The sequence below is a fragment of the Gordonia sihwensis genome (genome assembly GCF_029632925.1).
Classification (GTDB): Bacteria; Actinomycetota; Actinomycetes; order Mycobacteriales; family Mycobacteriaceae; genus Gordonia; species Gordonia sihwensis.
This window is the reverse complement of record NZ_CP121248.1, coordinates 652,445-676,180: the sequence shown is the minus strand read 5'-3', so window position 1 is coordinate 676,180 and position 23,736 is coordinate 652,445. Positions and strand designations below refer to the sequence as shown.

At 68.5% G+C, this 23,736-nt stretch carries 24 protein-coding genes, 1 tRNA gene and 1 pseudogene; 14 read left to right on the top strand and 12 right to left on the bottom strand.

Annotated elements, in window-relative coordinates; genetic code table 11:
- Positions 1–12: 12 nt before the first annotated feature.
- The 4 genes from P5P27_RS03410 (at position 13) to P5P27_RS03395 (ending at position 4,556) form a co-directional block, all read left to right on the top strand.
- Entirely contained in the window at positions 13–1,023 is a 1,011-nt protein-coding gene (locus P5P27_RS03410; protein ID WP_006894764.1) for an AurF N-oxygenase family protein, read from the top strand.
- A gap of 10 nt (positions 1,024–1,033) precedes the next feature.
- Positions 1,034–2,527: an FAD-dependent oxidoreductase gene (locus P5P27_RS03405; protein WP_278126376.1), complete on the top strand. Its 1,494-nt coding sequence runs from the start codon at positions 1,034–1,036 to the stop codon at positions 2,525–2,527.
- Positions 2,528–2,634: 107 nt separating this feature from the next.
- Entirely contained in the window at positions 2,635–2,922 is a 288-nt protein-coding gene (locus tag P5P27_RS03400) for a hypothetical protein (RefSeq protein WP_062367626.1), read from the top strand.
- Positions 2,919–4,556 (top strand): alpha/beta hydrolase, encoded by a 1,638-nt coding sequence (locus P5P27_RS03395; RefSeq protein WP_006894761.1) that lies wholly within the window; start codon positions 2,919–2,921, stop codon positions 4,554–4,556. Before P5P27_RS03400 ends, P5P27_RS03395 begins: the two co-directional genes overlap by 4 nt.
- A gap of 33 nt (positions 4,557–4,589) precedes the next feature.
- Here P5P27_RS03395 and P5P27_RS03390 read toward each other — a convergent pair whose 3' ends face one another.
- The gene (locus P5P27_RS03390; RefSeq protein WP_045537749.1) at positions 4,590–5,990 is read right to left on the bottom strand and encodes a carboxylesterase/lipase family protein; all 1,401 of its coding nucleotides are present in this window, start codon (positions 5,988–5,990) and stop codon (positions 4,590–4,592) included.
- Between the two features lie 204 nt (positions 5,991–6,194).
- Here P5P27_RS03390 and P5P27_RS03385 point away from each other — a divergent pair, with 204 nt between their 5' ends.
- Both P5P27_RS03385 and P5P27_RS03380 read left to right on the top strand, forming a co-directional pair.
- Entirely contained in the window at positions 6,195–6,638 is a 444-nt protein-coding gene (locus tag P5P27_RS03385) for a FluC/FEX family fluoride channel (RefSeq protein WP_006894759.1), read from the top strand.
- The gene (locus P5P27_RS03380) at positions 6,635–6,988 is read left to right on the top strand and encodes a fluoride efflux transporter FluC (protein WP_006894758.1); all 354 of its coding nucleotides are present in this window, start codon (positions 6,635–6,637) and stop codon (positions 6,986–6,988) included. The genes P5P27_RS03385 and P5P27_RS03380 overlap by 4 nt, the downstream gene beginning before the upstream one ends.
- 31 nt (positions 6,989–7,019) lie before the next feature.
- Here P5P27_RS03380 and P5P27_RS03375 read toward each other — a convergent pair whose 3' ends face one another.
- Positions 7,020–7,385 (bottom strand): ArsR/SmtB family transcription factor, encoded by a 366-nt coding sequence (locus P5P27_RS03375; RefSeq protein WP_278126373.1) that lies wholly within the window; start codon positions 7,383–7,385, stop codon positions 7,020–7,022.
- A gap of 127 nt (positions 7,386–7,512) precedes the next feature.
- Between P5P27_RS03375 and P5P27_RS03370 the strand changes: the two genes are divergently transcribed.
- From P5P27_RS03370 to P5P27_RS03350, 5 genes are read left to right on the top strand one after another with little or no spacing between them, the layout of a single operon-like run.
- Positions 7,513–9,153, top strand: a complete 1,641-nt coding sequence (locus P5P27_RS03370) for an ABC transporter substrate-binding protein (RefSeq protein WP_278126371.1) — start codon at positions 7,513–7,515, stop codon at positions 9,151–9,153.
- 4 nt (positions 9,154–9,157) lie between these two features.
- Positions 9,158–10,213, top strand: coding sequence for an ABC transporter permease (locus P5P27_RS03365; protein ID WP_278126370.1), 1,056 nt, complete (start codon positions 9,158–9,160; stop codon positions 10,211–10,213).
- Complete coding sequence (locus tag P5P27_RS03360) at positions 10,210–11,034, top strand: ABC transporter permease (RefSeq protein WP_278126368.1); 825 nt, start codon at positions 10,210–10,212, stop codon at positions 11,032–11,034. Before P5P27_RS03365 ends, P5P27_RS03360 begins: the two co-directional genes overlap by 4 nt.
- On the top strand, positions 11,031–11,870 hold the full coding sequence (locus P5P27_RS03355) for an ATP-binding cassette domain-containing protein (RefSeq protein WP_278126366.1): 840 nt from the start codon (positions 11,031–11,033) through the stop codon (positions 11,868–11,870). The genes P5P27_RS03360 and P5P27_RS03355 overlap by 4 nt, the downstream gene beginning before the upstream one ends.
- Positions 11,867–12,550 (top strand): ATP-binding cassette domain-containing protein, encoded by a 684-nt coding sequence (locus P5P27_RS03350; protein ID WP_278126364.1) that lies wholly within the window; start codon positions 11,867–11,869, stop codon positions 12,548–12,550. Before P5P27_RS03355 ends, P5P27_RS03350 begins: the two co-directional genes overlap by 4 nt.
- Here the strand turns inward: P5P27_RS03350 and P5P27_RS03345 are convergent.
- The 9 genes and pseudogenes from P5P27_RS03345 to P5P27_RS03305 form a co-directional block, all read right to left on the bottom strand.
- Positions 12,490–13,724, bottom strand: a pseudogene (locus P5P27_RS03345) (ammonium transporter). The gene P5P27_RS03350 and the pseudogene P5P27_RS03345 sit on opposite strands and share 61 nt — an antisense overlap.
- Before the next feature lie 189 nt (positions 13,725–13,913).
- Positions 13,914–14,828: an urease accessory protein UreD gene (locus P5P27_RS03340; protein WP_278126363.1), complete on the bottom strand. Its 915-nt coding sequence runs from the start codon at positions 14,826–14,828 to the stop codon at positions 13,914–13,916.
- Between the two features lie 8 nt (positions 14,829–14,836).
- Positions 14,837–15,463 (bottom strand): urease accessory protein UreG, encoded by a 627-nt coding sequence (gene ureG / locus P5P27_RS03335; protein WP_006894749.1) that lies wholly within the window; start codon positions 15,461–15,463, stop codon positions 14,837–14,839.
- Between the two features lie 7 nt (positions 15,464–15,470).
- Positions 15,471–16,196 carry an urease accessory protein UreF gene (locus P5P27_RS03330; RefSeq protein ID WP_233500102.1) on the bottom strand — a complete coding sequence of 242 codons (726 nt, stop codon included), beginning with the start codon at positions 16,194–16,196 and terminating at the stop codon, positions 15,471–15,473.
- Positions 16,183–16,791, bottom strand: a complete 609-nt coding sequence (locus P5P27_RS03325) for an urease accessory protein UreE (protein ID WP_062367635.1) — start codon at positions 16,789–16,791, stop codon at positions 16,183–16,185. The genes P5P27_RS03330 and P5P27_RS03325 overlap by 14 nt, the downstream gene beginning before the upstream one ends.
- Positions 16,792–16,844: 53 nt before the next feature.
- On the bottom strand, positions 16,845–18,563 hold the full coding sequence (locus tag P5P27_RS03320; protein WP_278126361.1) for an urease subunit alpha: 1,719 nt from the start codon (positions 18,561–18,563) through the stop codon (positions 16,845–16,847).
- Positions 18,563–19,030: an urease subunit beta gene (locus tag P5P27_RS03315; protein ID WP_006894744.1), complete on the bottom strand. Its 468-nt coding sequence runs from the start codon at positions 19,028–19,030 to the stop codon at positions 18,563–18,565. The genes P5P27_RS03320 and P5P27_RS03315 overlap by 1 nt, the downstream gene beginning before the upstream one ends.
- Positions 19,031–19,065: 35 nt before the next feature.
- Entirely contained in the window at positions 19,066–19,368 is a 303-nt protein-coding gene (locus tag P5P27_RS03310; protein WP_006894743.1) for an urease subunit gamma, read from the bottom strand.
- Between the two features lie 251 nt (positions 19,369–19,619).
- Entirely contained in the window at positions 19,620–20,447 is an 828-nt protein-coding gene (locus P5P27_RS03305) for an HNH endonuclease family protein (protein ID WP_081598052.1), read from the bottom strand.
- 528 nt (positions 20,448–20,975) lie between these two features.
- On the opposite strand from P5P27_RS03305, the gene P5P27_RS03300 reads away from it, so the two are divergent.
- Positions 20,976–21,048 (top strand) — tRNA-Ala (locus P5P27_RS03300).
- Positions 21,049–21,088: 40 nt separating this feature from the next.
- On the opposite strand, the gene P5P27_RS03295 is transcribed toward P5P27_RS03300, so the two are convergent.
- The gene (locus P5P27_RS03295) at positions 21,089–21,817 is read right to left on the bottom strand and encodes a hypothetical protein (RefSeq protein WP_045540197.1); all 729 of its coding nucleotides are present in this window, start codon (positions 21,815–21,817) and stop codon (positions 21,089–21,091) included.
- 432 nt (positions 21,818–22,249) lie between these two features.
- On the opposite strand from P5P27_RS03295, the gene P5P27_RS03290 reads away from it, so the two are divergent.
- Together P5P27_RS03290 and P5P27_RS03285 are read left to right on the top strand one after the other, a co-directional pair.
- Positions 22,250–23,014 carry a lytic transglycosylase domain-containing protein gene (locus P5P27_RS03290; RefSeq protein ID WP_278126358.1) on the top strand — a complete coding sequence of 255 codons (765 nt, stop codon included), beginning with the start codon at positions 22,250–22,252 and terminating at the stop codon, positions 23,012–23,014.
- 154 nt (positions 23,015–23,168) lie between these two features.
- Positions 23,169–23,699 (top strand): MmpS family transport accessory protein, encoded by a 531-nt coding sequence (locus P5P27_RS03285; RefSeq protein WP_006894716.1) that lies wholly within the window; start codon positions 23,169–23,171, stop codon positions 23,697–23,699.
- Positions 23,700–23,736 lie beyond the last annotated feature (37 nt).

The window sequence follows — 23,736 nt, the reverse complement described above, 5'->3', positions numbered from 1 at the left end:
CAGGAGAAGACAATGACGTCCACGCAGCCCCGGCCCACCACGTACACACCGCCTGCCAAGCAGGACACCGGGACCGACTACCAGCAGGTCCTCGAGGACCTCTCGACCGCGTCGGTCCGACGCAACTTCGACCCCTACATCGACATCGACTGGGACGCGCCGCACATGGCCGTGATCCCGAACGATCCGCGGTGGATCCTCTCGTACAAGGTGGACCCGATCGGCCGGCATCCCTGGTACCAGAGCCTCCCCAAGGAGAAGCAGATCAAGATCGGCATGTGGCGCCAGGCCAATGTCGCGAAGGTCGGTCTTCAGTTCGAGTCGATCCTGATCCGCGGCCTCATGCAGTACGCCGACCGCCTCCCGAACGGTGACAAGCGGTTCCGTTACACCACTCACGAGGCCAAGGAGGAGTGCAACCACACCCTCATGTTCCAGGAGCTGGTGAACCGCATCGGCATGGACACCAAGGGAATGCGCTGGTGGCTGCGCCGTGCATCGCCGATCATCCCGCTGTTCTCCACCTTCTGGCCGACGATCTTCTACTTCGGCGTCCTGGCGGGCGAAGAGCCGATCGACCACATCCAGAAGGACTTCCTGCGCGCACGCGAGGAACTGCACCCCGCGATGTCCGCGGTGATGGAACTCCACGTGGCCGAGGAGGCCCGGCACATCTCGTTCGCGCACAACCACCTGCGCAACACGGTCCCCCGCAAGGGCCCGATCACCAAGTTCGCACTGTCGATCGCGATGCCGATCGTCATGCGCGTGCTGTGCAGCGCGATCGTGGTTCCGCCGAAGGACTTCGAGCGCGAGTTCGACGTGCCGAAGAGCGTCATGAAGGACATCTTCTGGAAGTCGGAGCAGTCGCAGATCTTCCTGTCCGGCGTGTTCGGCGACGTCCGCATGCTCGCCGAGCAGTGTGGCCTGATGAACCCGGCCTCCCGCCAGGTGTGGCGCGCGATGGGCATCGACGGCCGTTCCTCTCGCTACCGCAGCGAGCCCACCTACAACGCGAGCTGAACAGACAACAGTGCCTCACGTCATCACGCAGGCCTGCTGCGGCGACGCCTCGTGCGTCTACGCATGCCCGGTCAACTGCATTCATCCCACTCCAGACGAGCCTGACTTCGGCATCTCGGAGATGCTCTACATCGATCCGTCGACGTGTGTCGACTGCGGTGCGTGCGTCAGCGCGTGCCCGGTCGGCGCGATCGTCCCGGGGCACCGACTTCCCGAGGAGGCCGCGCGCTTCGCCGACGTGAACGCCGGTCACTACCCGGATCCGGCGCCGACCGAGACGCGCTTCCCGGTCCGCACCGACTGGCGGCTGCCGATGGCGCCCATCGTCAAGCCCGCGGCGCTGGGCGGCGCGACACCCGACGAACTGCGCATCGCGATCGTCGGCTCGGGACCGTCGGCCATGTACGCCGCCGACGAGCTTCTGAAGCATCGCCAGGTCAGGGTCACGGTGTACGAGCGTCTGCCGGAACCCTTCGGTCTGGTCCGCTTCGGCGTCGCGCCCGATCACCTGTCCACCAAGACGGTGACCGACCTCTTCAACGAGATCGCGCGTCATCCGAACATCCAGATCCTGCTCAACACCGAGATCGGCCGCGACGTCTCGCTCGACGAGCTCCGCAGTGCTCACCACGCAGTGCTGTGGGCGGGCGGAGCACCCACCGACCGGCCGTTGCAGATCCCCGGTGTGGATCGCGAAGGCGTGCAGAGCGCCACCTCGGTGGTCGGCTGGTACAACGGCCACCCCGATTTCGCGTACGCCGCACCGGATCTCTCGGCCGAGCGAGCGGTCGTTATCGGCAACGGCAACGTGGCCCTCGACGTCGCGCGGATCTTCACCGCCGACACCGATCGGCTCGCACCGACGACGATCGATCCCACCGCCTTGGCGGCACTGCGCGCATCCAATCTGCGCGAAGTGGTTGTGGTGGCGCGCCGCGGTCCCGAGCACGCGGCGTTCACGCTCCCGGAGCTGATCGGCCTCGCCGACGGTCCCGCGCGAGTGTGGGTCGATCCCGCCGAGTTGTCCGGTGTCGACGCGACGAACATCGACGACCCGACGGTGGCGGCCAAGGTGAATCTACTGCGGGAGATCTCGCAGCGGAGCAAGCCCGCCGAGCCCTTCATCCGGCTGTCGTTCGAGCTCACCCCGGTGGAGATCCTGGGCGACGGGCATGCCTCCGGAGTCCGGTTCGTCAAGACCGGCGGCGACGAGGAGTCGGTGATCGACGCGGGTCTGGTGCTCACGGCCATCGGTTACCGCGGTCGCCCCGTTCCGGGTCTGCCCTTCGACGACGAGAAGGGCACGGTCGCGAACGTCGCCGGCCGCGTGGTGGAGAACGGCGAGGCGATTCCGGGCCTGTACGTGACCGGATGGATCAAGCGCGGCCCGACCGGATTCATCGGCACCAACAAGACCGACTCCGGCGAAACCGTGGCGAATCTGCTCGCGGACGCCGAGGCCGGCGCCCTCCCCCGGCCCGGAACCGCACCGGTCCCGGCCTGACCCGAGAGGAGACGGGCCACGCCGGCCTGTGGATGAACGATGGAGCCGAACAAGCTCCGCGTGCGTCTAACGAATGAAGAGTTCATCTCGATCATTCGGAGGCGTCCATGGGATTCGGCATCACTCCCGATCAACTGAACAGCATCGTCGCCCTCTGGCGACGGTCCAGCGATGAGATCGCCGGCCTCGACTGCGCGGCCGGCGATCTGTCTCTGGCGGGCAGCCGGTCGGCGGAATCACTGCGAGCGTGCGCCGCAGCGGTGCACGACGCCGCCGCAGCCCTCTCACGGCACCTCGCCGGCTCGGCCGCGGCGCTCGAGAAGTTCAACACGACGACGGTGGAGTCGGACCGGGCCTGCGCCGCCGACCTCGCCGCCCTCCGGAGGCCGCGGTGACCGGCGTCGCCCAGGTTCTCCGATGGCGTCCGGAGACCCTGCTGGCCACGGCCACCGCTTTCGACGTCGGCGGTGAGAGCGTCGCCAACACCGCCGATGCCGTCCGCCGGTCCTTCGACCTCGATCCGACCTGGTCGGGAGTGACCCGAACCAGTGCCGGGCACCGCGTCGACGCCGAAGTCACGGCGCTGCATCGATTCGAGCGGACGCTCGTCGACCTCTCCGACGCCACGCGAGAGGGACACGGACGGCTGTCCGCGGTGCGCGACCGCATCGTCGGCCAGATCCGCACGGCGCGGAGCTCGGGCTTCAACATCGGCGACGACGGCGCCGTCGCCCACCCGGATCCTCGACGTCGCGCGGACGCCGACTATCTCACCGAGCGGATCACCGCCCTCCTCACTGAGGCCGACGCCGCCGACACCGCGCTGAGCGGCAGGCTCACGATGCTGATGCGGCACCTCGACGGGTCGGGGAACGTGGTGCCCCTCCCGATCGGCGGATACGCTGAGGCCACCGAAGCGGGCCGACTGCTGGACCTGATGCCGCCGGACGTGGTGGAACGGTACTGGGAATCACTCGCTCCGGCGCAGCGACGCAATCTCATCGATTCCGTGCCGGAGGTTGTCGGGAACCTCAACGGCATCGACTTCGCCGACCGCGCGGAGGCCAACACCATCTCGATTCAGCGGACGCTCGACGCCGAAGTCGCGGCCGGCCGGCGCGACGGTGCGAAAGCCCGACAGCTGCGCGCCCTCCTGCGTCCCGCACCCGACCCGCTGCATCCCGGCAGGTCGGTTCCGCGGACCTTTCTGGGTTTCCGCGACGTGGGAGACGGCCGGTTCATCGAACTCGTCGGAGATCTGACAGCGGACGCCACCGGCGCGGCGGTGCTGGTCCCCGGCACCGGAACCGGGTTACACAGCGTCGACGTCTATCGGCGGCGCGCAGCCAACCTGTCGCACGCCAGCGGCGCACCGGTGATCGTCTACGCCGACGGCCCGCTGCCGCAGAAATTGATCGACGCCGATCTCAGCCCGATCGCGGGCACCGCCTCCGACGCCGAGCCCGCACGCCGGATGGCGCCGGGCCTGGTGGAGTTCGCCGCGGCGCTCGACCGGCAGATCGACGCGTCGGGGCTCGACCTGAAGACCACCGTCATCGGGCATTCGTACGGCGGAGCCGTGGTCGGCACGGCGGAACAGTCGGGGCTGCGATCCGATCGCGTGGTGTACGCCTCGTCGGCGGGCACCGGTGTGGAGGACCGGCCTTGGAACAACGCCGAGCCGCACGTCCAGCGGTACTCGCTCACCCCGCCCGGTGACCCGATCCAGTACTGGCAGCAGATGGGCTCATCGGTCCACGGCGGCGATCCGGACACCGCGCCGGGTGTGACACGGCTCGACACCGGGAACTACAGCGACGGCACGCCGGTAGCGGGACGCTCCGCGCACTCGGGCTATCTCGACGACGAGGGTTCCGGGGCGATGCGGGCGATGGCCGCCGTGGTGGCCGGGCGCTGTCCGCCCCCGTACATCGAACGCGCCCCGGATATCGACGCCGCGCAGGACGCCCTCGACGTCGTCGGCGGATGGATCGAGGAGGGGCTGAGCCTGGTGACGCCCGGAAGATGACTCCGCCGAGGCCCATGGAGGCCCATCGGGATCTCAGCCGAATACGTGGGGATCGGCGGCTTCGGTGTGCCGCGCCCATCCGGGATCTCCGGTCTTCGCGAACCGCACCCACGCCGCGTGCATCGCGTCGGCGACCGACTGGTCCGGGTCCGGTCCGGTGAGCGCGTGAGCCGCTTCCAGGTGATCGAAGACGAAGGGCAGCTCGACGGCGTGTCCGGCCCGGATGTCGCACACGGGGCTCTCCCAGGCGAACTCGTAGAGGTATGTCGGCGACTCGGGACGCAGTTCGGCGAGTGCTCTGGTGGGGTCGGCGAAGGCGATCGCCGTGATCGCCTCGCATAACGCATCCCCGGCGCTCACCCCGTCGGCGAGCCGTTCGTCCAGCAGTGCGGTCGGCATTCCGGCACGTGAGAGCATCGCCCGCGCCATCTCGGGAGTCGCCGCCTCGAGCACTCCGGTCGGAGCGAAGAAGAACCGGAACTCGGTGGCGTTCCAGCCGGCGAGCAGCCCGATCCCCGCGCCCGCGCCGTCGGCTATCCGATTCTGCGGAATGTCGGGCAAGATCTCGCCGTCGAGGACCGGGAAAATGTTCATGATGCCCATGCCGATGTCGGTGACGGTCTTGCCCCAGATCTCCGGGTCGGGGTTCATCGTGAACTCGAGGACCGCCTGAGTCTGCGCCTTCAGCAGATCCGCCGTCGGTATCTCGCCGAACGCGGCTGCGGCATGGGGGACTCCGAGCCGCTCGGCGAGTCGCGCGGTCACCTTCCGGGCGTCGTCGACGTCGGCCACCGTGATGCCGTTGCCGCTCTGCATCGCGGCCCGCCCGAACAGGCCGGTGACCCGTGGTGACGACAGCAGCGACGCGACACTCATCGCCCCCGCAGACTCACCGAAGATCGTCACGTTCGCCGGATCGCCGCCGAAGGCGGCGATGTTGTCGCGCACCCACTCCAGCGCCGCGATCTGATCGAGCAGTCCCCGGTTGTCCGGCGCGTCCGGGAAGGCGCCGAATCCCGGAACTCCCAGACGGTAGTTGACGCCGACGCACACCACACCGTCACGCGCGAACGTGTCGCCGGCATAGATCGCGATCCGGTTCGATCCTCGGGCGAAGGCACCGCCGTGGATCCAGACCATCACCGGCAGTCGACCTTCGGACGAAGGATCCGGAGTCCACACGTTCAGGTTCAGATAGTCGTCGCCGAGTTCGACGACGTTGTCGAGGATCGCGGCTATCGGTGCCGGATACCCGACCTGCGGTGCGGTGGGACCGTAGGAGGTGGCGTCGCGGACGCCGTCCCACGGCTCGTGCGGACGCGGTTCCTGAAAGGTGGCGGCCCCGACGGGCGGTGCGGCGTAAGGGATTCCGAGGAACGCGGCGACGCCGCCGCGGATCCTTCCGCGGACACGCCCGGCGGTGGTCGAGACCACCGGGGAACCGCCGCTCGGAAGTCCGGACGCACCGCCGCGTGCAGATGCAGATGAGGTGTGGGTCACATGTCCACGCTACCCGGCGCGGCGGTCAGTCACCCGTTGCGCGCGAGCCGGATTCGCGATCGGCGGCTTCGGCCGAAACCGGCCTCGCGTCTTATAGGATTCGCTTGTTCACGACAGTTACGGGGGTGAGGGACCGACATGTCAGAGCGCATGCACGTACCGGACGCCTTACGCGGCACCGGCGTGATCTGGGTGTTCCTCGGCGGAATGGCCGGCACCTTCGTCCGGTGGCTCGCCGAGGAGAATCTGCCGTCGGGCAAGGGGCGGTGGCCGTGGGACATCTTCACCGTCAACATCGCCGGCGCACTGATTCTCGGTTTCCTGCTGCAGTTGCTGCTGCGACTGGGGCCGGACGCGGGTCTTCGCAAGAAGATCCGGCTCGGGGTCGGCACCGGCTTCTGCGGCAGCCTCACCACCTACAGTTCCTTCGCCCTGGACCTCTCCGACCTCGGTCGTGACGGTTTCCCGTATCTGGCTGCCGGGTACGCCGCGGCGAGCGTCTTCATCGGACTGATCGCGGTGGCGGTGGGGGTCGCCGCCGCGCGCCGGTGCGTCCCGCAGCCCGCGGAGGCGACACCGTGATCGTCCTCGCCATGATGGTCGGCGGCGGGCTCGGCGCCGTGACCCGCTTCGTCCTCGACGCGCTGATGCGCACACGCAAGCTGACCACCGCGATCGGTCCGACCGCCATCATCAACATCCTGGGTTCACTGCTCATCGGTCTGATCGCCGGGTGGGCGACCACCGGTTCGCTCGACTCGAACTGGAACGTCATCATCGCCACCGGCTTCTGCGGCGGGTTCACCACGTTCTCCACCTCGATGTACGAGACCCTGTTCTTCGGTCTGACACCCCGCGCGGTGATCTATCAGGCGTCGACTCTCGCCGGGTCGGTGGTCGCGTGCCTGCTGGGGCTGGCCCTGACCCTGTGAGCGACCGGCGGGTGTCGGGGACCTCGCGACGTCAGTCGCCGCCCGCGCCCGGATGTCGCGCGCTGTGCGGATGGCCGTGTACGTGGGCGATCCCGACTACGTCGTGCAGGATCTGGTGCACCACGGCGTCGTCGATCATCGAGTAGCGCACGCGGCGCCCGGCCCGGGCGGTCCGCACCCACCCGCTGTCGCGGAGGGCACGGAGCGACTGCGATGCCGCGTTCTCGGTGATCCCCACGCGCTCGGCGAGTTCGGCCACCGCCAGATCGGGCTCGCGATGCATCTCCACCAGGAGCGCGAGGCGGGTGGGATCACCGAGAAGAGCGAAACGGGTCGACCAGATCTCGATCTGTCTCGGCGTCAGCCGCTCCCGCGACTGCGCAGACCGTTCCGCCATGCGCATTTCCTCTCGAACTCGTGTGGTCATTCCATCACGGTCGGGGCCGCGCCCGCGACGGGTCCGTCGATCGTTTCCGCGAATCCGGCCGCGCCGCCGAATCTCTGATACACGTTCAATTCGACATATGTCAGTTCACACACATGTCCCGTCCTCCTTCGACGTCAGGCACAGCTCCATGCGCACCGGCCGCCTCCTGTGTCCCGCCCTCGTCCTCGTTCCGGCTCTCGTCCTCGGCCTCGCCGGGTGCACGTCGTCCGACGCCGGAGGCACCGGCCAGATCGTCCTCGCCGACGCCGTCGAGCTCGGCGGCTACAACCCCCTCGACGGCTACGGGACACTCGGCGTCTCGCCCCTCTACGAGGGTCTCCTCCGGCCGTCGGCAGCGGACAGCTCCCGGGTACCAGACCTGGTGCCGGCGCTCGCGAGTGAGCCCCCGCGCGCGGTGAGCCCGGGGGTCTGGCGGCTGCCGCTGCGCGAGGACGTCCGATTCTCCGACGGCTCGGCACTCGACTCCGCCGACGTGGTCGCCACCTACCGCGCGCTCACCGACCCCGCGGTCGCCTCGTCGGTGAGCGCGGCGATCGGCCCTATCTCCGAAGTCGCGGCCGAAGGTCCGCACGCGGTGACCGTCCACGTGACCGGCGAGGCCGATCCGTCGCCGTATCTGCTGCTGGGCATCGTTCCCTCGGAGAAGGTCGAGAACCGTCCGGCCGCGGATTGGGACATCGGCAGGCATCCGGTGGGCACCGGCCCGTACCGACTCGAATCCCTGCAGCCCGATCAAGCGGCCTTCGTCGCGCGCGAGGACTACTGGGGGTCGGCGCCCGCCCTGAAGAAGGTGGTCTACACCTACACGCCCGACGACAACGCCCGGGCGCAACGGATCGTCAGCGGCGAGGTGTCGGGAGCGAACCTGCCGCCCAAACTCGCGAACAGTCTGGCGGACCGATCCGGCGTCACGGTGGTCGACGCCGACTCCGCCGACTGGCGCAGCGTGAGTCTGCCCTCGCAGAACGCGTTCACGGCGGACGTCGCCGCCCGGCTCGCGATGAATCTCGCGGTCGATCGCCGTGCGCTGGTCGACGATGTGCTCGGCGGTCGAGGCGCCCCTGCCGCCACCCCGATCTCGGCGGTCTACGGCGAGAACTACGAGCCCGCCGCCCAGTTCACGGTCGACGTCGCTCGCGCGGGCACGATCCTCGACCGCGCCGGGTGGGTCCGCGGGCCGTCGGGCGTCCGCCGGCGCGGCGGCGACAAGGCCGAGTTCACACTGCTCTACCCCGCCGACGACACCCTCCGTCGCGACCTGGCGGTCGCGTTCGCCGCCGCGGTGAAACGCGTCGGGATCTCCGTGGATCCGCACGGCGCCAGCTGGGACGAGACCGAATCCCGGCTCGCCGACGACGCGGTGCTCCTGGCCGGCGGCGAGTTCCTGTACAGAATCGATTCCCAGGTCTACTCCGCACTGCACACCCGGACGCCCGGTGCGTCGCCGTTCTCCAATCCAGGCGACTTCGGCTCTCCGGAGATGGACCGCCTGCTCGAACAGGCGCGCGCGAGCGCTCCGGGGCCGGCGAACGAAGCCCGCTACCGCGAGATCCAGCGGCTGTACCGGGAGGTGCCGTCCTCGGTGTTCCTCGCCTTCGTCCATCACACCTACGCCGTTCGCGACGACGGCTGGCGCTACGATCCCCCGGTGCTGGAACCGCATGCTCACGGGGTGGTGTGGGGGCCGTGGTGGAACCTGCCGTCCTGGCGGCGGTGAGACGATGACCATCGCGCCGAACCGGCCCGCCGTACGGCGACCGGCCCCGATCGACGAACCGCCCGAACCGCGCGCCGGCCGATCCCGGACGCGCCGCGCGGGCCGACTGCTCGTGCGCCGCGCCCTCATCGGGGTCCCGACCGTCGGCCTCATCTCGCTCGGCATCTTCGCGCTGGCCGCGGCATCACCGTTCGATCCCCTCACCGCGTATCTGGGCAGCAGGTATCAGAGCGCGACGCAGGCTCAGCGTGAGGCCACCGTCGCCGCCTATCACGTCGATCAGAGCTGGTGGTCGGCGTGGTGGCAGTGGTGGCGCGATGTACTCAGCGGCGACCTCGGCTGGTCCTCGACGCTGTCCCAGCCGGTCGCGACGGCGCTCACCGAACGCCTGCCCTTCACCTTCGGCATGGCCGCGGTGAGCTTGACGCTGGCGACCGTGATCTCACTGTCGGTCGGGACCGTGGCGGGCATGCGGAGGGGCGGACTGCTCGACCGATGCTGCACCGCGGGCGCCACCGTTCTCGCCGCCGTCCCGCCGTTCGTGGTTTCGCTGGTGCTGGTCACCGTCTTCGCCGTCGGTCTGAGCTGGTTCGCGTCCTCGGGTGCGCGAACCCCGGGCAGCCGCTACTCGCCGTCGGATCTGCTCGCGCACGGCGTGCTGCCGACGGTGGCGCTGACCGTGTCGATGATCCCGTGGCTGCTGTTGACCACCCGGGCCTCGGTGGTCGAGGCGACGGGCTCGGATGCCGTCCTCGCGGCGCGTGCGCGCGGGATCAGCGGGATGCGGCTGCTGCGCGGCCACGTGCTCCCGGTGTCGGTGCTGCTTACGCTTGCACTGATCGGGACCCGGCTGCCCGAACTGATCGCGGGCGCCGCGATCGTCGAGACCGTCTTCGGCTGGCCCGGACTGGCGAAGGCACTCGTCGATTCGGCCGTCGCACTCGACTTCCCGCTGCTCGCCGCGCTCACCCTGGGATCGGCGGTGCTGGTCATCGTCGGCTCGGCGCTGTCGGATGCGGCCGCCGCCTGGATCGACCCGAGGATCGGGCTCACCGCATGATCGGGCGAGTGAAGCTGCGCCCCGGCCGGACCGGATGGCTGGCGGCGGGCCTGGCGGCCGTCGCCGTCGTGGTGATCGCGCCGCTCGTCGCGGGCCCGCAGCAGCCCGACTTCGCGCGAGCGCTGACCGCGCCCGGACACGATTTCCTGCTCGGATCCGATCATTCGGGCCACGATCTGGCGATCCGGACCGCTCAGGGCCTGCAGATCTCCCTGCTCATCGCCGCGATCTGCGCCCTGGTGTCGACCGCCATCGGCATCGCCGTCGGCGTGGGAGCGGCCGCTTTCGGCGGCTGGTTCGACGCGTTGACCATGCGGTTGGTCGACGGTGTCAACGCCCTTCCCCATCTGGTGCTCGGGGTGGTCATCGCCGCGATGTGGCGGGGCGCCCCGCTCGCGATCATCGCGTCCATCGCGCTGACCCACTGGCCCGCGGTGGCTCGTGTGGTCCGCACCGAACTCCTGAGTCTGCAGACCGCGGGATGGATCGAGTCGGTGCGGCTCGCGGGCGCGGGCCGCACTTTCATCGCCACCCGGCACATGGTGCCCGCGGTGACCGGGCAGGCCCTGGTCGCGATGGTGGTGCTTCTGCCCCACGCGGTCTGGCACGAGACCACACTGTCGTTCCTCGGCGTGGGTCTGTCGCCGGATCGGGCGAGCCTGGGCACCCTGCTCGACGACGCCCGCGGCGACGTGCTCACCGGTGCGTGGTGGACGCTGGTGGTGCCGGGGCTGGCGCTGATCGCCGCCGCGCTCGCGGTGACGCGCCTGGGAACACTGGTGGCGCGGCGTCACCGACCGCCGGCCGGGAGCGTCTGGTGACGGCCGCGGTCGCCTCCCTGGCCGGCGTCACGGTCGACGTGTCCGCGGACCGGGGCCGGCGGCGCACCGCGGTGCGCGTGCTCGACGACGTCTCGCTCGAACTCGCACCCGGCACGGTCACGGCGCTGATCGGCAAATCCGGCTGCGGCAAGTCGATGGTCGCCTCGGCTCTGTGCGGACTGCTCCCCGTCGGCTCGGTCGCCACCGGACGCGTGCGGATCGGCGACCGCACGCTGGACCCTCGCGACTCGGCGTGGCATCGGGTACGCGGACGAGAGGTGGGCCTGGTCCCGCAGTCGCCGGCCACGAGCTTCACGCCGGTGCGGACCATCGGAAGCCACTTGTCCGAGACGGTGACGGTACTGGGCGCGGACCGCTCGGTCCGTGAACTGGCCGACGCGGTCGCGTATCCGGCGCGGGCGCTGGACCGGTATCCGCACGAGGTGTCCGGCGGGATGGCGCAGCGTGCGGCGATAGCCGCGGCCGTCGCGGGCCGGCCGCGAGTCCTCGTCGCCGACGAGCCGACCTCGGCGCTCGACCCCGAGTTGGCCGCGGCGACCTGGCGGTTGCTCGCCGGAGCCGCGGCCGACGGCGCGGGCGTCCTCGTCGTCACCCACGACATCGAGACCCTCCGGCAGGTCGGCGTCTGCGATGCGATCGCCGTGATGCGCGAGGGCCGACTGCTCGCCCGGTTCTCAGCCGGTGAGTTCGACGGCCTCGCCTCCACGTCAGCGTCGGACGCGGCGGACGCTGCGTACTCTGCGTACTCTGCGGACGCGACGACGCGACTGACCGACGACGAGTACATCGCGCAGTTCCTGCAGGAGGTCCGGTGATCGAGGCGAAGGGTTTGACCGTCTGCTACGACGGTGTCGAGGTGGTAAGCGACGTGGACGTCGACGTCCGTCCCGGCTCGATCACCGGTGTCCTCGGGCGGTCGGGCAGCGGCAAGACCACGCTGCTGCGGGCTCTCGCCGGCCTGGTCCGGCCCGCTCGCGGATCGGTCACGTACGACGGATCGGTCCGTCCGAGGCCGGGATCGATCGCCATGCTCGCGCAGCATCCGCGACAGGTGGCCGATCCCCGATGGACCCTGGCCCAGACCATCACCGAACCGGCGCGGATCGCCGGCAGGCGCGCCGAGCGCGACACCGCCGCCGCCGTCGCGGCGCAACGCGCCGGGCTCGCCCTCGATCTTCTCGACCGGTTCCCGCCACAAGTGAGCGACAGTCAGCTCCAGCGCGCCTGCCTGGCACGAGTGGTCGTGCAGCGTCCGGGATACCTGCTGTGCGACGAGCCGACGGCGATGCTCGACCCGATCTCGGCATGCGCCGTCGTCGAGGTGATCAGCGCGCTGGCGCGCGACGGGGTCGGCGTCGCACTCGTGAGCCACAGCCGCGCGCTCGTGCGAGCGCGCAGCCGATGCGTGCTGGACCTGTCGGACGACGCTGCGGGTCAGCTGCCGGCCGTCGGCCGGACCGACGTGGAACCCGTCACCGACTCGTCGTCGTTGTAGGCGCAGGCCCCCTGTTCCACCTCGTCCATGCGGTCCTCGTCGGCCGGGTCCACCCGCAGCCCGACCGTCCACTTGATGAGAAGCGCGATGATCAGCGTCAGGACGAACGAGTAGCCGATGACCGCCAGCAGTGCCACCACCTGGTGTCCGAGCAGTGCCCCGCCTCCCCCGAAGAACAGCCCGTCGTGGCCCGAGTCGTTGATCTCACGGCTGCCGAAGAAACCGACGGCGAGGGTGCCGAGAACGCCGCCGACGAAGTGGACGGCGATCACGTCGAGCGCGTCGTCGTATTTGAAGACGTCCTTGAGCCGCAGCGCCAGGTGGCAGACGGCGCCCGCCAGCACGCCGATGACCAACGCGCTGACGGTGCTGACGTATCCGGCCGCGGGAGTGATCGTCGCCAGTCCGGCGACGCCGCCGGTCACCGCGCCGAGCACGGTGGCCTTGCGGGTCAGGACCCATTCGATGAACAGCCAGACCACCAGTGCCGCCGCACCGGCGACGTGCGTGTTCAGCAGGGCCTGCGCGGCGAGCCCGTCGGCGCGCAGGCCGTCGCCCGCGTTGAACCCGAACCAGCCGAACCACAGGATTCCGGCGCCGACGATCACGAACGGGATCGAGTGCGGCAGCGGAGCGCGGTTCCCGAACACCTTCCGCCGGCCGAGCACCAGCAGCAACGCGACCACGGCGGCTCCCGCCGACGCGTGCACCACCATTCCGCCGCCCAGTCCTGCGCTCCGAGTTTCACCAGCCAGCCGCCCGGGTTCCACAGCCAGTGCGTGATCGGCGGGTACACCACCACCGACCAGGCGATCAGGAACACCACCCACCCGAAGGCCTTCAACCGGCCGACCACCGCGCCGGTGATCAGCGCGGGTGTGATGATCGCGAACATCATCTGGTAGGCGACGAAGGCGAGCGTCGGAATCGCCAGATGCGTCGCGGCGTCGACCACGTGACGCGGGTTGGTGGGCACCGACCCCAGATCCGAGAGCCCGAACAGTTCGAGATCGCCGGTGACCCCGCCCTTCGACGGCCCGAACGCCAGGGTGTATCCGATGACGACCCACGTGAGAGTGACGATTCCGATCGGCACGATGTTCTGCTGCATCATCGTCAGCACGTTCCGCTTGCTGACCATGCCCGCGTAGAACAGCGCCAGACCCGGTGTCATGAACAGCACCAGGGCCGCGCAGATCAGCACCCAGCCGGTGTCACCTGGACTCACTTCCAGGGACGCTCCGGCGGCCAGCACGCTCGCTGAAGGTTCAGACATTCACTCGTCTCCTCGGCTTGTCGGAGTCTGCAGGCTCCTCCTGCAGGGGGTTGGCGAAACCGCGGGCGGGGTGAGCCGCGGCCGTCGTCACTGCTGGCCCCGCCACGGTTGTGCGGGGCCGATCGGTGCACCGAGCACTTCCTCGCGCACGATCGACCAGAAGGCCCGGACCCGTTCGGTGACGGGCTGGCGCTCCACGCCGAGCACCTTGAAGATGAGTCCGCAGTCGCCGGGGAGCCGGCTAGCGCCGCTGTAGGCGCCGTCGATGAGGCCGGTCGGCACTCGGACCAGGATGGCCTCGGCGTGCTCGGGCGGGGTCAGCACGACAACGTTGCCGAAGACGTCGTAGCGCCCCATGGCGCCGGGATGGCGGATGGGGCTGCGCTGCGGTTCGATCAGGATCTTCTCGGTGAACAACCGCGTCCCGTCGGGGCGCCGCGCCTTCATCAGCGAGGAGAAGACGTCGTACCCGAAGACCTCGTCGGCGCGGTGGTGCTTGCGGCCGGACAGCACGATCTCCGAGGACAGCAGGGTCGCCGACTCGGCGATCTCGATGTCGCTCGTCACCACGTACCGCGAGTTGCGGTGCGGGATCGTCGAACCCGGGAGGTACTCGACGTAGGCCCCGTCGCCGAGCACGAAGGTCTGCGCGTGCACGGCGTAGTTGGCGTCCATCTGCTGCACCTTGGTGGCCGACTGGGTGGTGATGTGGACGCGCGTATCGGTCTCGGCCACGACGTCGACCGACAGGCGGTCGCCCTGCACCACTCCGCCGGAGGTGGAGACGATGCAGACGCACGCCATGTCGGGGACGGCCTCGTCCCAGTACAGGGCCTGCTGCACCAGCAGCGGCGTCTGGCGGTACAGGTCGGCGAGAACGGTTCTGCCACGCCGTTGTTCGAATCGCATTCGCAACGCACCGATCTTTCCGGGGGTGCCCACCCGGGCCTGTCTGGGCTGATCCTGGTAGATCGCCAGCTCGGGCAGGTCCACGGCGCCCACGGCCTCGGTCAGCCGCCGACGGAGTCGAAGAGGACTCCGTGGGCGATCAGGTCGACGACCTCTTCGACACCCTCTCCGGTCTTGCAGTTGGTGAACACGAAGGGCTTACCGTTGCGCTGCGCGGCCGAATCGCGTTCCATCACCGACAGATCCGCGCCGACGTACGGCGCCAGATCGGTCTTGTTGATGACGAGGATGTCCGACTGCGCGATGCCCGGACCGTTCTTGCGCGGGATCTTGTCGCCGGCGGCCACGTCGATCACGTAGATGAAGAAGTCGACGAGGGCCGGGCTGAAGGTGAGCGTCAGGTTGTCGCCGCCGCTCTCGATGAACACGATGTCGGCGTCGGGGAAGGTCGCCTCCATCTCCTCGACCGCGGCCAGGTTCATGCTCGGGTCCTCCCGCACCGCGGTGTGCGGGCACGCGCCGGTCTCGACGCCGACGATCCGCTCCTCGATGAGCACCCCTTTGAGCGCCTTCTGCACGTGCTTGGCGTCCTCGGTGGTGACGACGTCGTTGGTGATGATCAGCACGCTGGTGCCGCGCTCCACGAAGTGCGGCGTGATCGCCTCCAGCAGTGCCGTCTTGCCCGAGCCGACGGGTCCGCCGACGCCGATGCGAGTGGTCTTCTTCATTGGGTCCTCAATTCATGAACATGCGTACGTGCGATCGGACGTGGATCGACGCGAAGATGTCGAGCATGGGAGCGAACGTGGACATGTCGTCCAAGCTCAGGTCTTTCACCGCGTGGTAGTCCTCGTCGGCGGTCGCGCCGACATCGAAGAGGATCTGCTGGGTGTCCATGTGGTCCACGCGAACCACCCGCAGCGCCGCTCCCACCACGGTCGCGGCGACGCCGTACTGGTGGATGCCGAACGACTCCTGTTCGCCGGCACCGATTTCGGCGAGCACCAGGGCCCGGGTGGCGGGATAGGTGCCGGGCACCTCGCCCGATTTGATCCGCTCGAGCCAGTCGGCGATCGGCGCCGACTCCGGCGCCAGACGGAGTCCCAGTTCGGCGAGCTTGCGGCCCATCCGCGTCACCATGACGCGGCCCTCCTCGTTGAGCTTGCGCTCGATCACCGCGAAGTCGGCATCCGCGAGCCCCGCGTCGTCGCAGGCGAGCGCGGCGCGGTGCGCGTGCAGCACGGCGATGCCGTCGCAGGACGCTCCCTGCTTCACGCACACCTGCACGAACTGCCGCAGGCTCTCGGCGTCGGTGACCAGGCCTTCGGCGACGGCCGTCTCCAGGCCGTTGGAGAAGGAGAACGAGCCGACCGGCAGCATCGTGTCGGAGAACTGCATCGCCCGCATGAAGCGGGTGATGTCGGGGACGGCGCCGGTCTCGGTCACGTCAGTGGTCGTCACCGGCGTGGCCGTGCGGATGCGTGTGGGTGTGGCCCCCGCCCTCGCGGGCCGCACCGCCGAACAGCCGTCGAGCCTCGTGCGGCGCGATGTACGGGATCACCTCGGCGCCGGGGATGAACCGGTGCACCACGCCCTCGAGTGCGTGCGTGCGCATCACCGAGTTCATCACCGGCTGCGCGACGGTGAGCGGCACGTACACCTTGACGCCCTTGACCACGGCGGGCCAGTGCGGGTTGCCGATCGCATGCCCCAGCTCCAGACAGGTCTGGATCACGGTGTTCTCGTCGCGTCCAGCCACCTGGCTCAGGTCCACCTCCATCACGTCCTGAAGGGTGATCCGGGCGATGATCGCGGTCTTTGCGTCCTCGTCGTATTCGAGCACGTCGCCGTCGCGGAGCTGCACGCCGCGGTCCAGCGACACGGCCACCTCGTCGCCGTTGGCGGTGGTCCGCCGCAGCCGCGACTTCTGCGCCTCCCACTGGTCGAGGAAGACGTAGTCGCAGTCGGCGTCGGCCAACCGCGCCTTCCATTCGTCGTCGTGCTCGTTGCCGAGAATCGACTCCACGACGTTGAGCCCGGTCGCCGGACTTTTCATGAAGAGTTGCCTCCGTAATACGGTCGGTAGCGGGTGCGGTCAGCTGATGAAGTTCAGCTGAAGAAGTACAGCTGGTTGAGACTGATGTGGGTGGCCGGTTCGACGTACGCGTGCTCGCCGTCGACGGTGACCGCGAAGGTCTCGGGATTCACCTCGATGTCGGGTATGTAGTCGTTGCGGACCATGTTGTCCTTGCTGATCTCACGGGTGTCCTGGACGGGGATCACCTGGCGTTCGAGTCCGTACCGTTCGGCGATCCCCGACTCGTACGCCGCCTTGGAGACGAAGGTCGCGGACGTCTCCTGCAGGGTCTTCCCGTAGGCGCCGTACATCGGGCGGTACATCACCGGCTGCGGGGTCGGCAGGGACGCGTTCGGATCACCCATCGCATGCCAGTTGATCACTCCGCCCTTGATGACGGTGCGGGGCTTGGCGCCGAAGAAGGCCGGCTCCCACAGCACCAGGTCGGCCATCTTGCCCGGGGCGATCGAACCGACCGAGTGGGCCAGACCGAAGGTGATCGCCGGATTGATCGTCACCTTGGCGACGTAGCGGAGCACGCGGAAGTTGTCGTTGCCCGGCGCGTCCTCGGGCAGCTTGCCGCGGGACCGCTTCATCGCATCGGCCATCTGAACGGTGCGCAGCCAGTTCTCGCCGATCCGGCCCATCGCCTGCGAGTCGCTCGACACGATCGAGATGACGCCCATGTCGTGCAGCACGTTCTCGGCGCCGATCGTCTCGGCGCGGACGCGGCTCTCGGCGAAGGCGACGTCGGACGGCGCCAGCGGATTCAGGTTGTGGCAGACCATGATCATGTCGAACAGCTCCGCCTGCGAGTTGATCCCGTAGGGCAGCGTCGGGTTGGTGGACGCGGGCAACACATTGCGTTCCGCGGTCACGCGGAGCAGGTCGGGCGCGTGACCGCCACCCGCGCCCTCCGAGTGATAGGTGTGAATCGTCCGGCCGTCGAATGCGGCGATGGTGTCCTCGACGTAGCCGGCCTCGTTCAGCGTGTCGGTGTGGATCGCCACCTGGATGTCGTAATCGTCGGCGACGGCCAGCGCCGTCTTGATCGCCTCCGGTGTGGAACCCCAGTCCTCGTGGATCTTGAGACCGCCCGCCCCGGCGAGCAGCTGCTCCTCGATCGGCGGACGCCGCGACGAGTTGCCCTTGCCGCAGTGCAGGACATTCACCGGCAGACCTTCGTTGGCCTTGAGCATCATCTCCAGATTCCATGCGCCGGAGGTGATCGTGGTGCCGTTGGTTCCGTCGGTGGGACCGACGCCGCCGCCGATCAGCGTGGTGATGCCGCCGGACAGTGCGGTGTACGACTGCTGCGGCGAGATCATGTGGACGTGCGAGTCGAGGCCCGCCGCGGTGAGGATCAACTGCTCGCCGGAGATCGCATCGGTGGCCGGCCCGGTGATCAGGCCCGGCGTGACTCCGTGCATGGTGGACGCGTTGCCCGCCTTGCCGATACCGGCGATCTTGCCGTCCTTGATACCGACGTCGGCCTTCACCACGCCCAGTTCGGCGTCGATGATGACGACGTTGGTGATGACGATGTCGAGGGCGCCGGTGTCGCTCGTCGACGACGGGTCCTGGCCCATACCGTCGCGCAGCGTCTTGCCTCCGCCGTAGATGGCTTCGTCTCCGATGACCCGGAGGTCCTTCTCCACCTCGACGTACAGATCGGTGTTGCCGAGGCGGATCTTGTCGCCGGCGACCGGACCGAAGAGTCCCGAGTAATCCTTCCGAGAAATGCTGGTCATCACTTGTCCTCAATTTCTGACGTACGGGCTTGTGCGGGCTGTGGCGCGGACTTGAAGCCTCGCTGCTCGAGCAGGTCCACCACGTGCTGATAGCGCGGCCGGTAGACGTCGCGCACCGGAGCCCAGCCGTTGACGATGCCGTTGAACCCGTACACCCGGCTCTTGCCGGCGAACGGAACCAGCGTCACGTCCTGTTCGTCGCCCGGCTCGAATCGCACCGCGGTGCCCGCCGGAATGTCCAGGCGCCATCCGAAGGTGGCGGGCCGATCGAACTCGAGTGCCCGGTTCGCCTCCGTGAAGTGGAAGTGTGATCCGACCTGGACCGGCCGGTCACCGGTGTTGCGCACGGTGATCTTCTGTCGGGGCCGCCCGACGTTGAGCTCGATCGGCTCGTCCCGCAGGACGTACCCGCCCACCGGGACTCCCGAGGGCACCCCATCGTCGTTCGTCGAATTCTCCGAGGCCATGCTGCGCTACCCTTCGTAAGCTCGCCGAGTGGTGGTCAACGAATCGGATTGTGGACCGTCACGAGACGGGTGCCGTCGGTGAACACGGCTTCCACTCGGACCTTGGTGATCATGTCGCCGACGCCTTCCATCACGTCGTCGACGGTGAGGACGTTGGCGGCCTCGCTCATGACCTGTTCGACGGTCTTGCCGTCGCGAGCGCCCTCGAGTGCGGCGGCGGTGATGATCGCGACTGACTCGGGGTGGTTCAGTTTGAGCCCGCGGGCTTTTCGACGTTCGGCCACCATCGCGAGATTCAGAATCGTCAGCTTGTCGAGCTCACGCGGCGTCAAATGCATGCCATCCCCTTGAAAGACATCGAGCGGTGATCCCGCCGCCGTCTCCGCACGGAAGACCGCGGTGTGACTCATGTGATTTGAACTAGCACCGGCTCCGACTCGCCGCTGAGTTCTGGACAACTCGCCCGAAGACCGGCGCACGGTAGCACCCGATGGCGCGGAATGTGTTCCAGATCAGTGGATTTCGGCCGTCCGAATGGTCACGCCACTTTCCGGCGTCGACGACCCCACTCGGCGATAAGACCTCGCCGTCAACCGTAGGTGCGGCGCACGGCGTCCGACTCGGTCGGCAGCGGCTGATCAGGGCACTTCTCGAGAACCCGGGAGATCGCGTCCTTCTCGGCGCCGGTGACCCACAGGCGGTACTTGAGTTTGACCGCCACCTGCCGCGCCACGTATGCGCAGCGAAAGCTCTTGTTCGGCACGAGCCAGGACGCCGCGTCCGAGTCGGACTTGGCGGAGTTGGGGGCGCGCGTCGAGGCGATCAGGTTCAGCGGATCGTTCGAGAAGGCGATCCGCTCGGCCCGGCTCAACTGCTGTGCGCCCTTCTGCCACCCGTCGCCCAGGCTCACGACGTGGTCGATCGGCACCAATGCCGATGTCTTGTTCCCGCGCACGAATTCGACCACCGAGCCGGTGTACGGGTCGTGCAGAGTCCCTGACTGCACCACGCACGGCGGCACGCGGGGCGAGGTGCCGCGGACCTTGCACGTCACATCGGTCAGATCGCGGGAGAGGATGTCCTCCCGCGTACTCAGCCCGTTGCGACCCCAGGCGGCGGTTTGGTCGTCGGTCCATGCCGGACCGAACTCGGCGCGCGCGTACCCCGTCTTCGGCGCCCGCCCCTTGACCGCGAGTCGCGCCAGCCCGGCCCGCGCCGTCCCCACGGGAGCGGGCGCCTGCGTCTCCGGCTCGACGGCCCCGGACGGGGACACCGGTACGGGAACGTGCGAGCGCGTCACCGAGGGAGTTGCCGGAGCCTGCGCGGCGGGCGCGGGCAGCGAGCATCCGGACACCAGGCCGGCGACGAGCGCTCCGGAGGCGACTGCCAGAGCTGTCCGTCGCGGCCTCCTCGTCATTCCCACATGCGCGAGAGTAGACGGCGCCTCGGACACCGGAACCAGCGAGTCTCGACTGCCACTCAAGACTTCCCCGGCGCCCCGTGCGTTAACCAGAAGTGAGGTCAGGTTAACTTCGGGTGTCCGGATCTCCGCGGAGCGCGGCGCGCACCAGATATTCACAGCAAACCCGCAGGTAAAACGCACTTTCTTTCATGCACGAACGGCACTGTGTTCGTAGCCACCACCGCAGGTGAATGTGATTCGGGTCTGCATAGAGATACCGATTCGACCGGTTGTGTAACGATTTTCTGGCATCGCCCGATGCGGCCAACTCCTACCGAAAGGCGAACACATGTTCCCCGCTCTGACCCAGTTCTTCAACGACTTCACCGTCTTCGGCGGCGACCTCCTGCACGTCGCCATCACCATCGGTTTCGGCGGATAGGCCACCGTTGGACGCCGGTACGCGGCCCCTCGACGCAGGGGCTTTGCGTACCGGCGTTCGCGTCCTGTTAGACTGATCTCCGGTCGTCGGCAAGACGCTCAGGGGCTATGGCGCAGTTGGTAGCGCGACTCGTTCGCATCGAGTAGGTCAGGGGTTCGATTCCCCTTAGCTCCACAGAAGTGAGGCCAGGTCAGAGGAAATCCTCGACCTGGCCTCACTCGTTCTCACGGCCGCATCCCCGGAAGCGCTTCCGCCAACAGACGAGCGATGAGAAGACGGCGCACGCCACCGCCACGCTGATCGGCACCGCCCACGCGATCACGCCGAGACCAGCCAAGATCAGCAGCATCACCAGGGGCACGAACAGCGGGAGGAGCGAGCCCGCACCGGGCCACGAGCTCATGAGCCGTCGCCGGCGGCGGCGTCGGGTAGGTGGACGCGCCGCGCGTGATCGACGAACTCCGCCAACGCACGCCACGGGTCCGCTACCTGTGCGGCCCCCCGACATGCCCGCAGGATCATCCCGCCACGCGCCGCGCACTGCGGCGCTGATCTCAGCGTCATCACCCGTGACCTGTACGGAGAGTTCTTCCATCCGGCTCACGAGCTTCTGCACGCGCGGGTCGTCGGCGGTCGCACCGGACAGGCGCAATTCCTCGACTCGTCGGTACAGATGAGGCCATTCGATCTCGGTCCGGTAGGCCAGGCCCGGACCGGTCTCCGCCGCTGCGGCAGCGAGGCGCTCGCGTTGCTCCCCGTTCAAGTGGCGGTCGAGCACCTCGCCCGCGCCGGTGCGAGCCGCTCGCATGAGCCGCAGCATCTCCGCAGGGTCGACGCACTCGACACTGGCGTCCCCGGCGGCGACCACTGCGGCCAGTCGTTCCCGCAACCGGCCCAGAGCGATCAGTTCCGCATCGACGCGCCGGAGTTGATCAGACAGCACCCGTAGCGGGGCGAGCCATCTCGTCCCAGTGATGCAGGGTCCGCACCGTCAGTCCGCTCGTCTCCGCGACCTGACCGGCGCTCCACCGCTTCGACACGTTCGCCATGTCTCCACCATGCAACCTCACGTCGCGTGAGGTGCAAGCCGCGCGAGACACACCGCGCGTGAGCTCCACCCCGAACTCCGGAAATCGGACGCTACCTGCGGTTTCGTGTCTCACCTCACAAACTGGGCGAGGCGCCGTCGTTGACCTGCAATATCACCGAACTACTACAAAGCACCATAGGCGCTTGGTAACGACCTAATAACGGTATCGCGACGAACTCATGTACGTTCGTCCGCAGTCCTCGAACAGCCGCCGTTCGCGGCCCGAATCGCCTGCGTGGCCGGCTGTCGAGAGGAAGCCACCCTCCCCGACACCAAGGTCTGACCATGCATCCGAATCGCAAACCGCTGAAGTCCGCCCTGCTCGTCGCGGCCGGCCTGGTTCCGGTCACCGGAGCCCTGATGGGCGTGACGTCGAGTTCCCCGGACCGCGTGGCATCCTCCGACCACGCCGCGGCCTCGACGCCCATCCGTGCCGAGGCCGACCCCCGTCCGGCACCGTCGACCACCCAGACCCCAGTCCGGCCGGTCGCCGCCACACGGCACGCCACCCCTCCCGCACCCGCGCTGCCCGCCTCGGTGACGACCGGCGTGATCCCGCGCATCAACTTCGAGGCCTACCGCTCGGCTGCGGCCACGATGGCCAAGACCACGCCCCGATGCCATATCGATTGGAAGCTGATCGCAGGAATCGGCCGGGTGGAGTCGCAGCACGCCAACTTCGGTGACGCCGACTCGCGCGGCCAGTTGCGGCATCCGATATACGGCCCCGTCCTCGACGGCTCGCTCGCCGGCAACCAGGTCATCGCCGACACCGATGGCGGACGCCTCGACGGCAACGCGCAGTACGACCGCGCCGTCGGACCGACCCAGTTCCTCCCCGCGACGTGGGAACACTATGCGGCCGACGGCAACGGCGACGGCAAGACCGACCCGCAGAACCTCTTCGACGCGGCACTGACGACGGCGCGCTACCTCTGCGACGAGAACCTGGACCTGGCCGATCCGGCCGGGCAGAGCCGCGCCGTCCTGCGATACAACAACTCCGCCGAGTACGTCAGCAACGTCCTCGGATTCGCGCGGAGTTACTGAGCGCGCCATTCCACCGCGCGCGTCCGTTCACGCGACGCCGTTCTGTCGTCCGACTAGACGACTTAAGCCGGTTTGTCCGACCCTTCGCATACCATCCCGGATGTCCGACTGAGGGGTTTCATCCCTCAGGCAACACCTTTCACAGGAGTCCGAGATGACAAACCCCGAGTCGCAGCCTCAGCAGCCGAATCCGTACGGTCAGCAGCCGAATCCTTACGGTCAGCCGTACCCGTACGCCCCGCAGCCGCCGGCGAAGAAGCGAAAGAAGTGGCCGTGGATCGTCGGCGGACTGGTGGTGCTGTTCATCGCCGTGATCGCGGGCTGCTCAGCAATGGTCGGCGGCGTCGCGAATGAGATCGACAAGGCCGCGAACAGCACCGCCACCGTCACCTACCGGGTTACCGGCGGGGGTACCGCGTCGGTGACCTACAGCGACAAGGACTTCAACATGGCCCAGGACACCGCAGCGCAGCTGCCCTGGACCAAGGACGTGACCCTGCAGGGGTTCGGCAAGATCGCCAGCCTCACCGCCACGAACGACTTCGAGGCCGACGCGAGCCAGACGATCACCTGCGAGATCCTGGTGAACGGCCAGGTGAAGAACACCCAGACCAGCAAGGGTCCGGCGGCCACCGCGAACTGCACCTACAGCGTTCCCACCGAGGAGAGCCAGCCGAGCAGCTAATCGCCCGGGTTGTCCGCAGGTCCCGTCGCCATGACGG

Coding starts and splice junctions, on each gene's coding strand:
- P5P27_RS03410 (WP_006894764.1), top strand. CDS start 13: ATGACGTCCACGCAGCCCCGGCCCACCACGTACACACCGCCTGCCAAG.
- P5P27_RS03400 (WP_062367626.1), top strand. CDS start 2,635: ATGGGATTCGGCATCACTCCCGATCAACTGAACAGCATCGTCGCCCTC.
- P5P27_RS03385 (WP_006894759.1), top strand. CDS start 6,195: ATGTCAGAGCGCATGCACGTACCGGACGCCTTACGCGGCACCGGCGTG.
- P5P27_RS03375 (WP_278126373.1), bottom strand. CDS start 7,385: ATGGCGGAACGGTCTGCGCAGTCGCGGGAGCGGCTGACGCCGAGACAG.
- P5P27_RS03370 (WP_278126371.1), top strand. CDS start 7,513: ATGTCAGTTCACACACATGTCCCGTCCTCCTTCGACGTCAGGCACAGC.
- P5P27_RS03365 (WP_278126370.1), top strand. CDS start 9,158: ATGACCATCGCGCCGAACCGGCCCGCCGTACGGCGACCGGCCCCGATC.
- P5P27_RS03360 (WP_278126368.1), top strand. CDS start 10,210: ATGATCGGGCGAGTGAAGCTGCGCCCCGGCCGGACCGGATGGCTGGCG.
- ureG (WP_006894749.1), bottom strand. CDS start 15,463: ATGAAGAAGACCACTCGCATCGGCGTCGGCGGACCCGTCGGCTCGGGC.
- P5P27_RS03325 (WP_062367635.1), bottom strand. CDS start 16,791: ATGAAAAGTCCGGCGACCGGGCTCAACGTCGTGGAGTCGATTCTCGGC.
- P5P27_RS03320 (WP_278126361.1), bottom strand. CDS start 18,563: ATGACCAGCATTTCTCGGAAGGATTACTCGGGACTCTTCGGTCCGGTC.
- P5P27_RS03315 (WP_006894744.1), bottom strand. CDS start 19,030: ATGGCCTCGGAGAATTCGACGAACGACGATGGGGTGCCCTCGGGAGTC.
- P5P27_RS03310 (WP_006894743.1), bottom strand. CDS start 19,368: ATGCATTTGACGCCGCGTGAGCTCGACAAGCTGACGATTCTGAATCTC.
- P5P27_RS03305 (WP_081598052.1), bottom strand. CDS start 20,447: ATGACGAGGAGGCCGCGACGGACAGCTCTGGCAGTCGCCTCCGGAGCG.
- P5P27_RS03290 (WP_278126358.1), top strand. CDS start 22,250: ATGCATCCGAATCGCAAACCGCTGAAGTCCGCCCTGCTCGTCGCGGCC.
- P5P27_RS03285 (WP_006894716.1), top strand. CDS start 23,169: ATGACAAACCCCGAGTCGCAGCCTCAGCAGCCGAATCCGTACGGTCAG.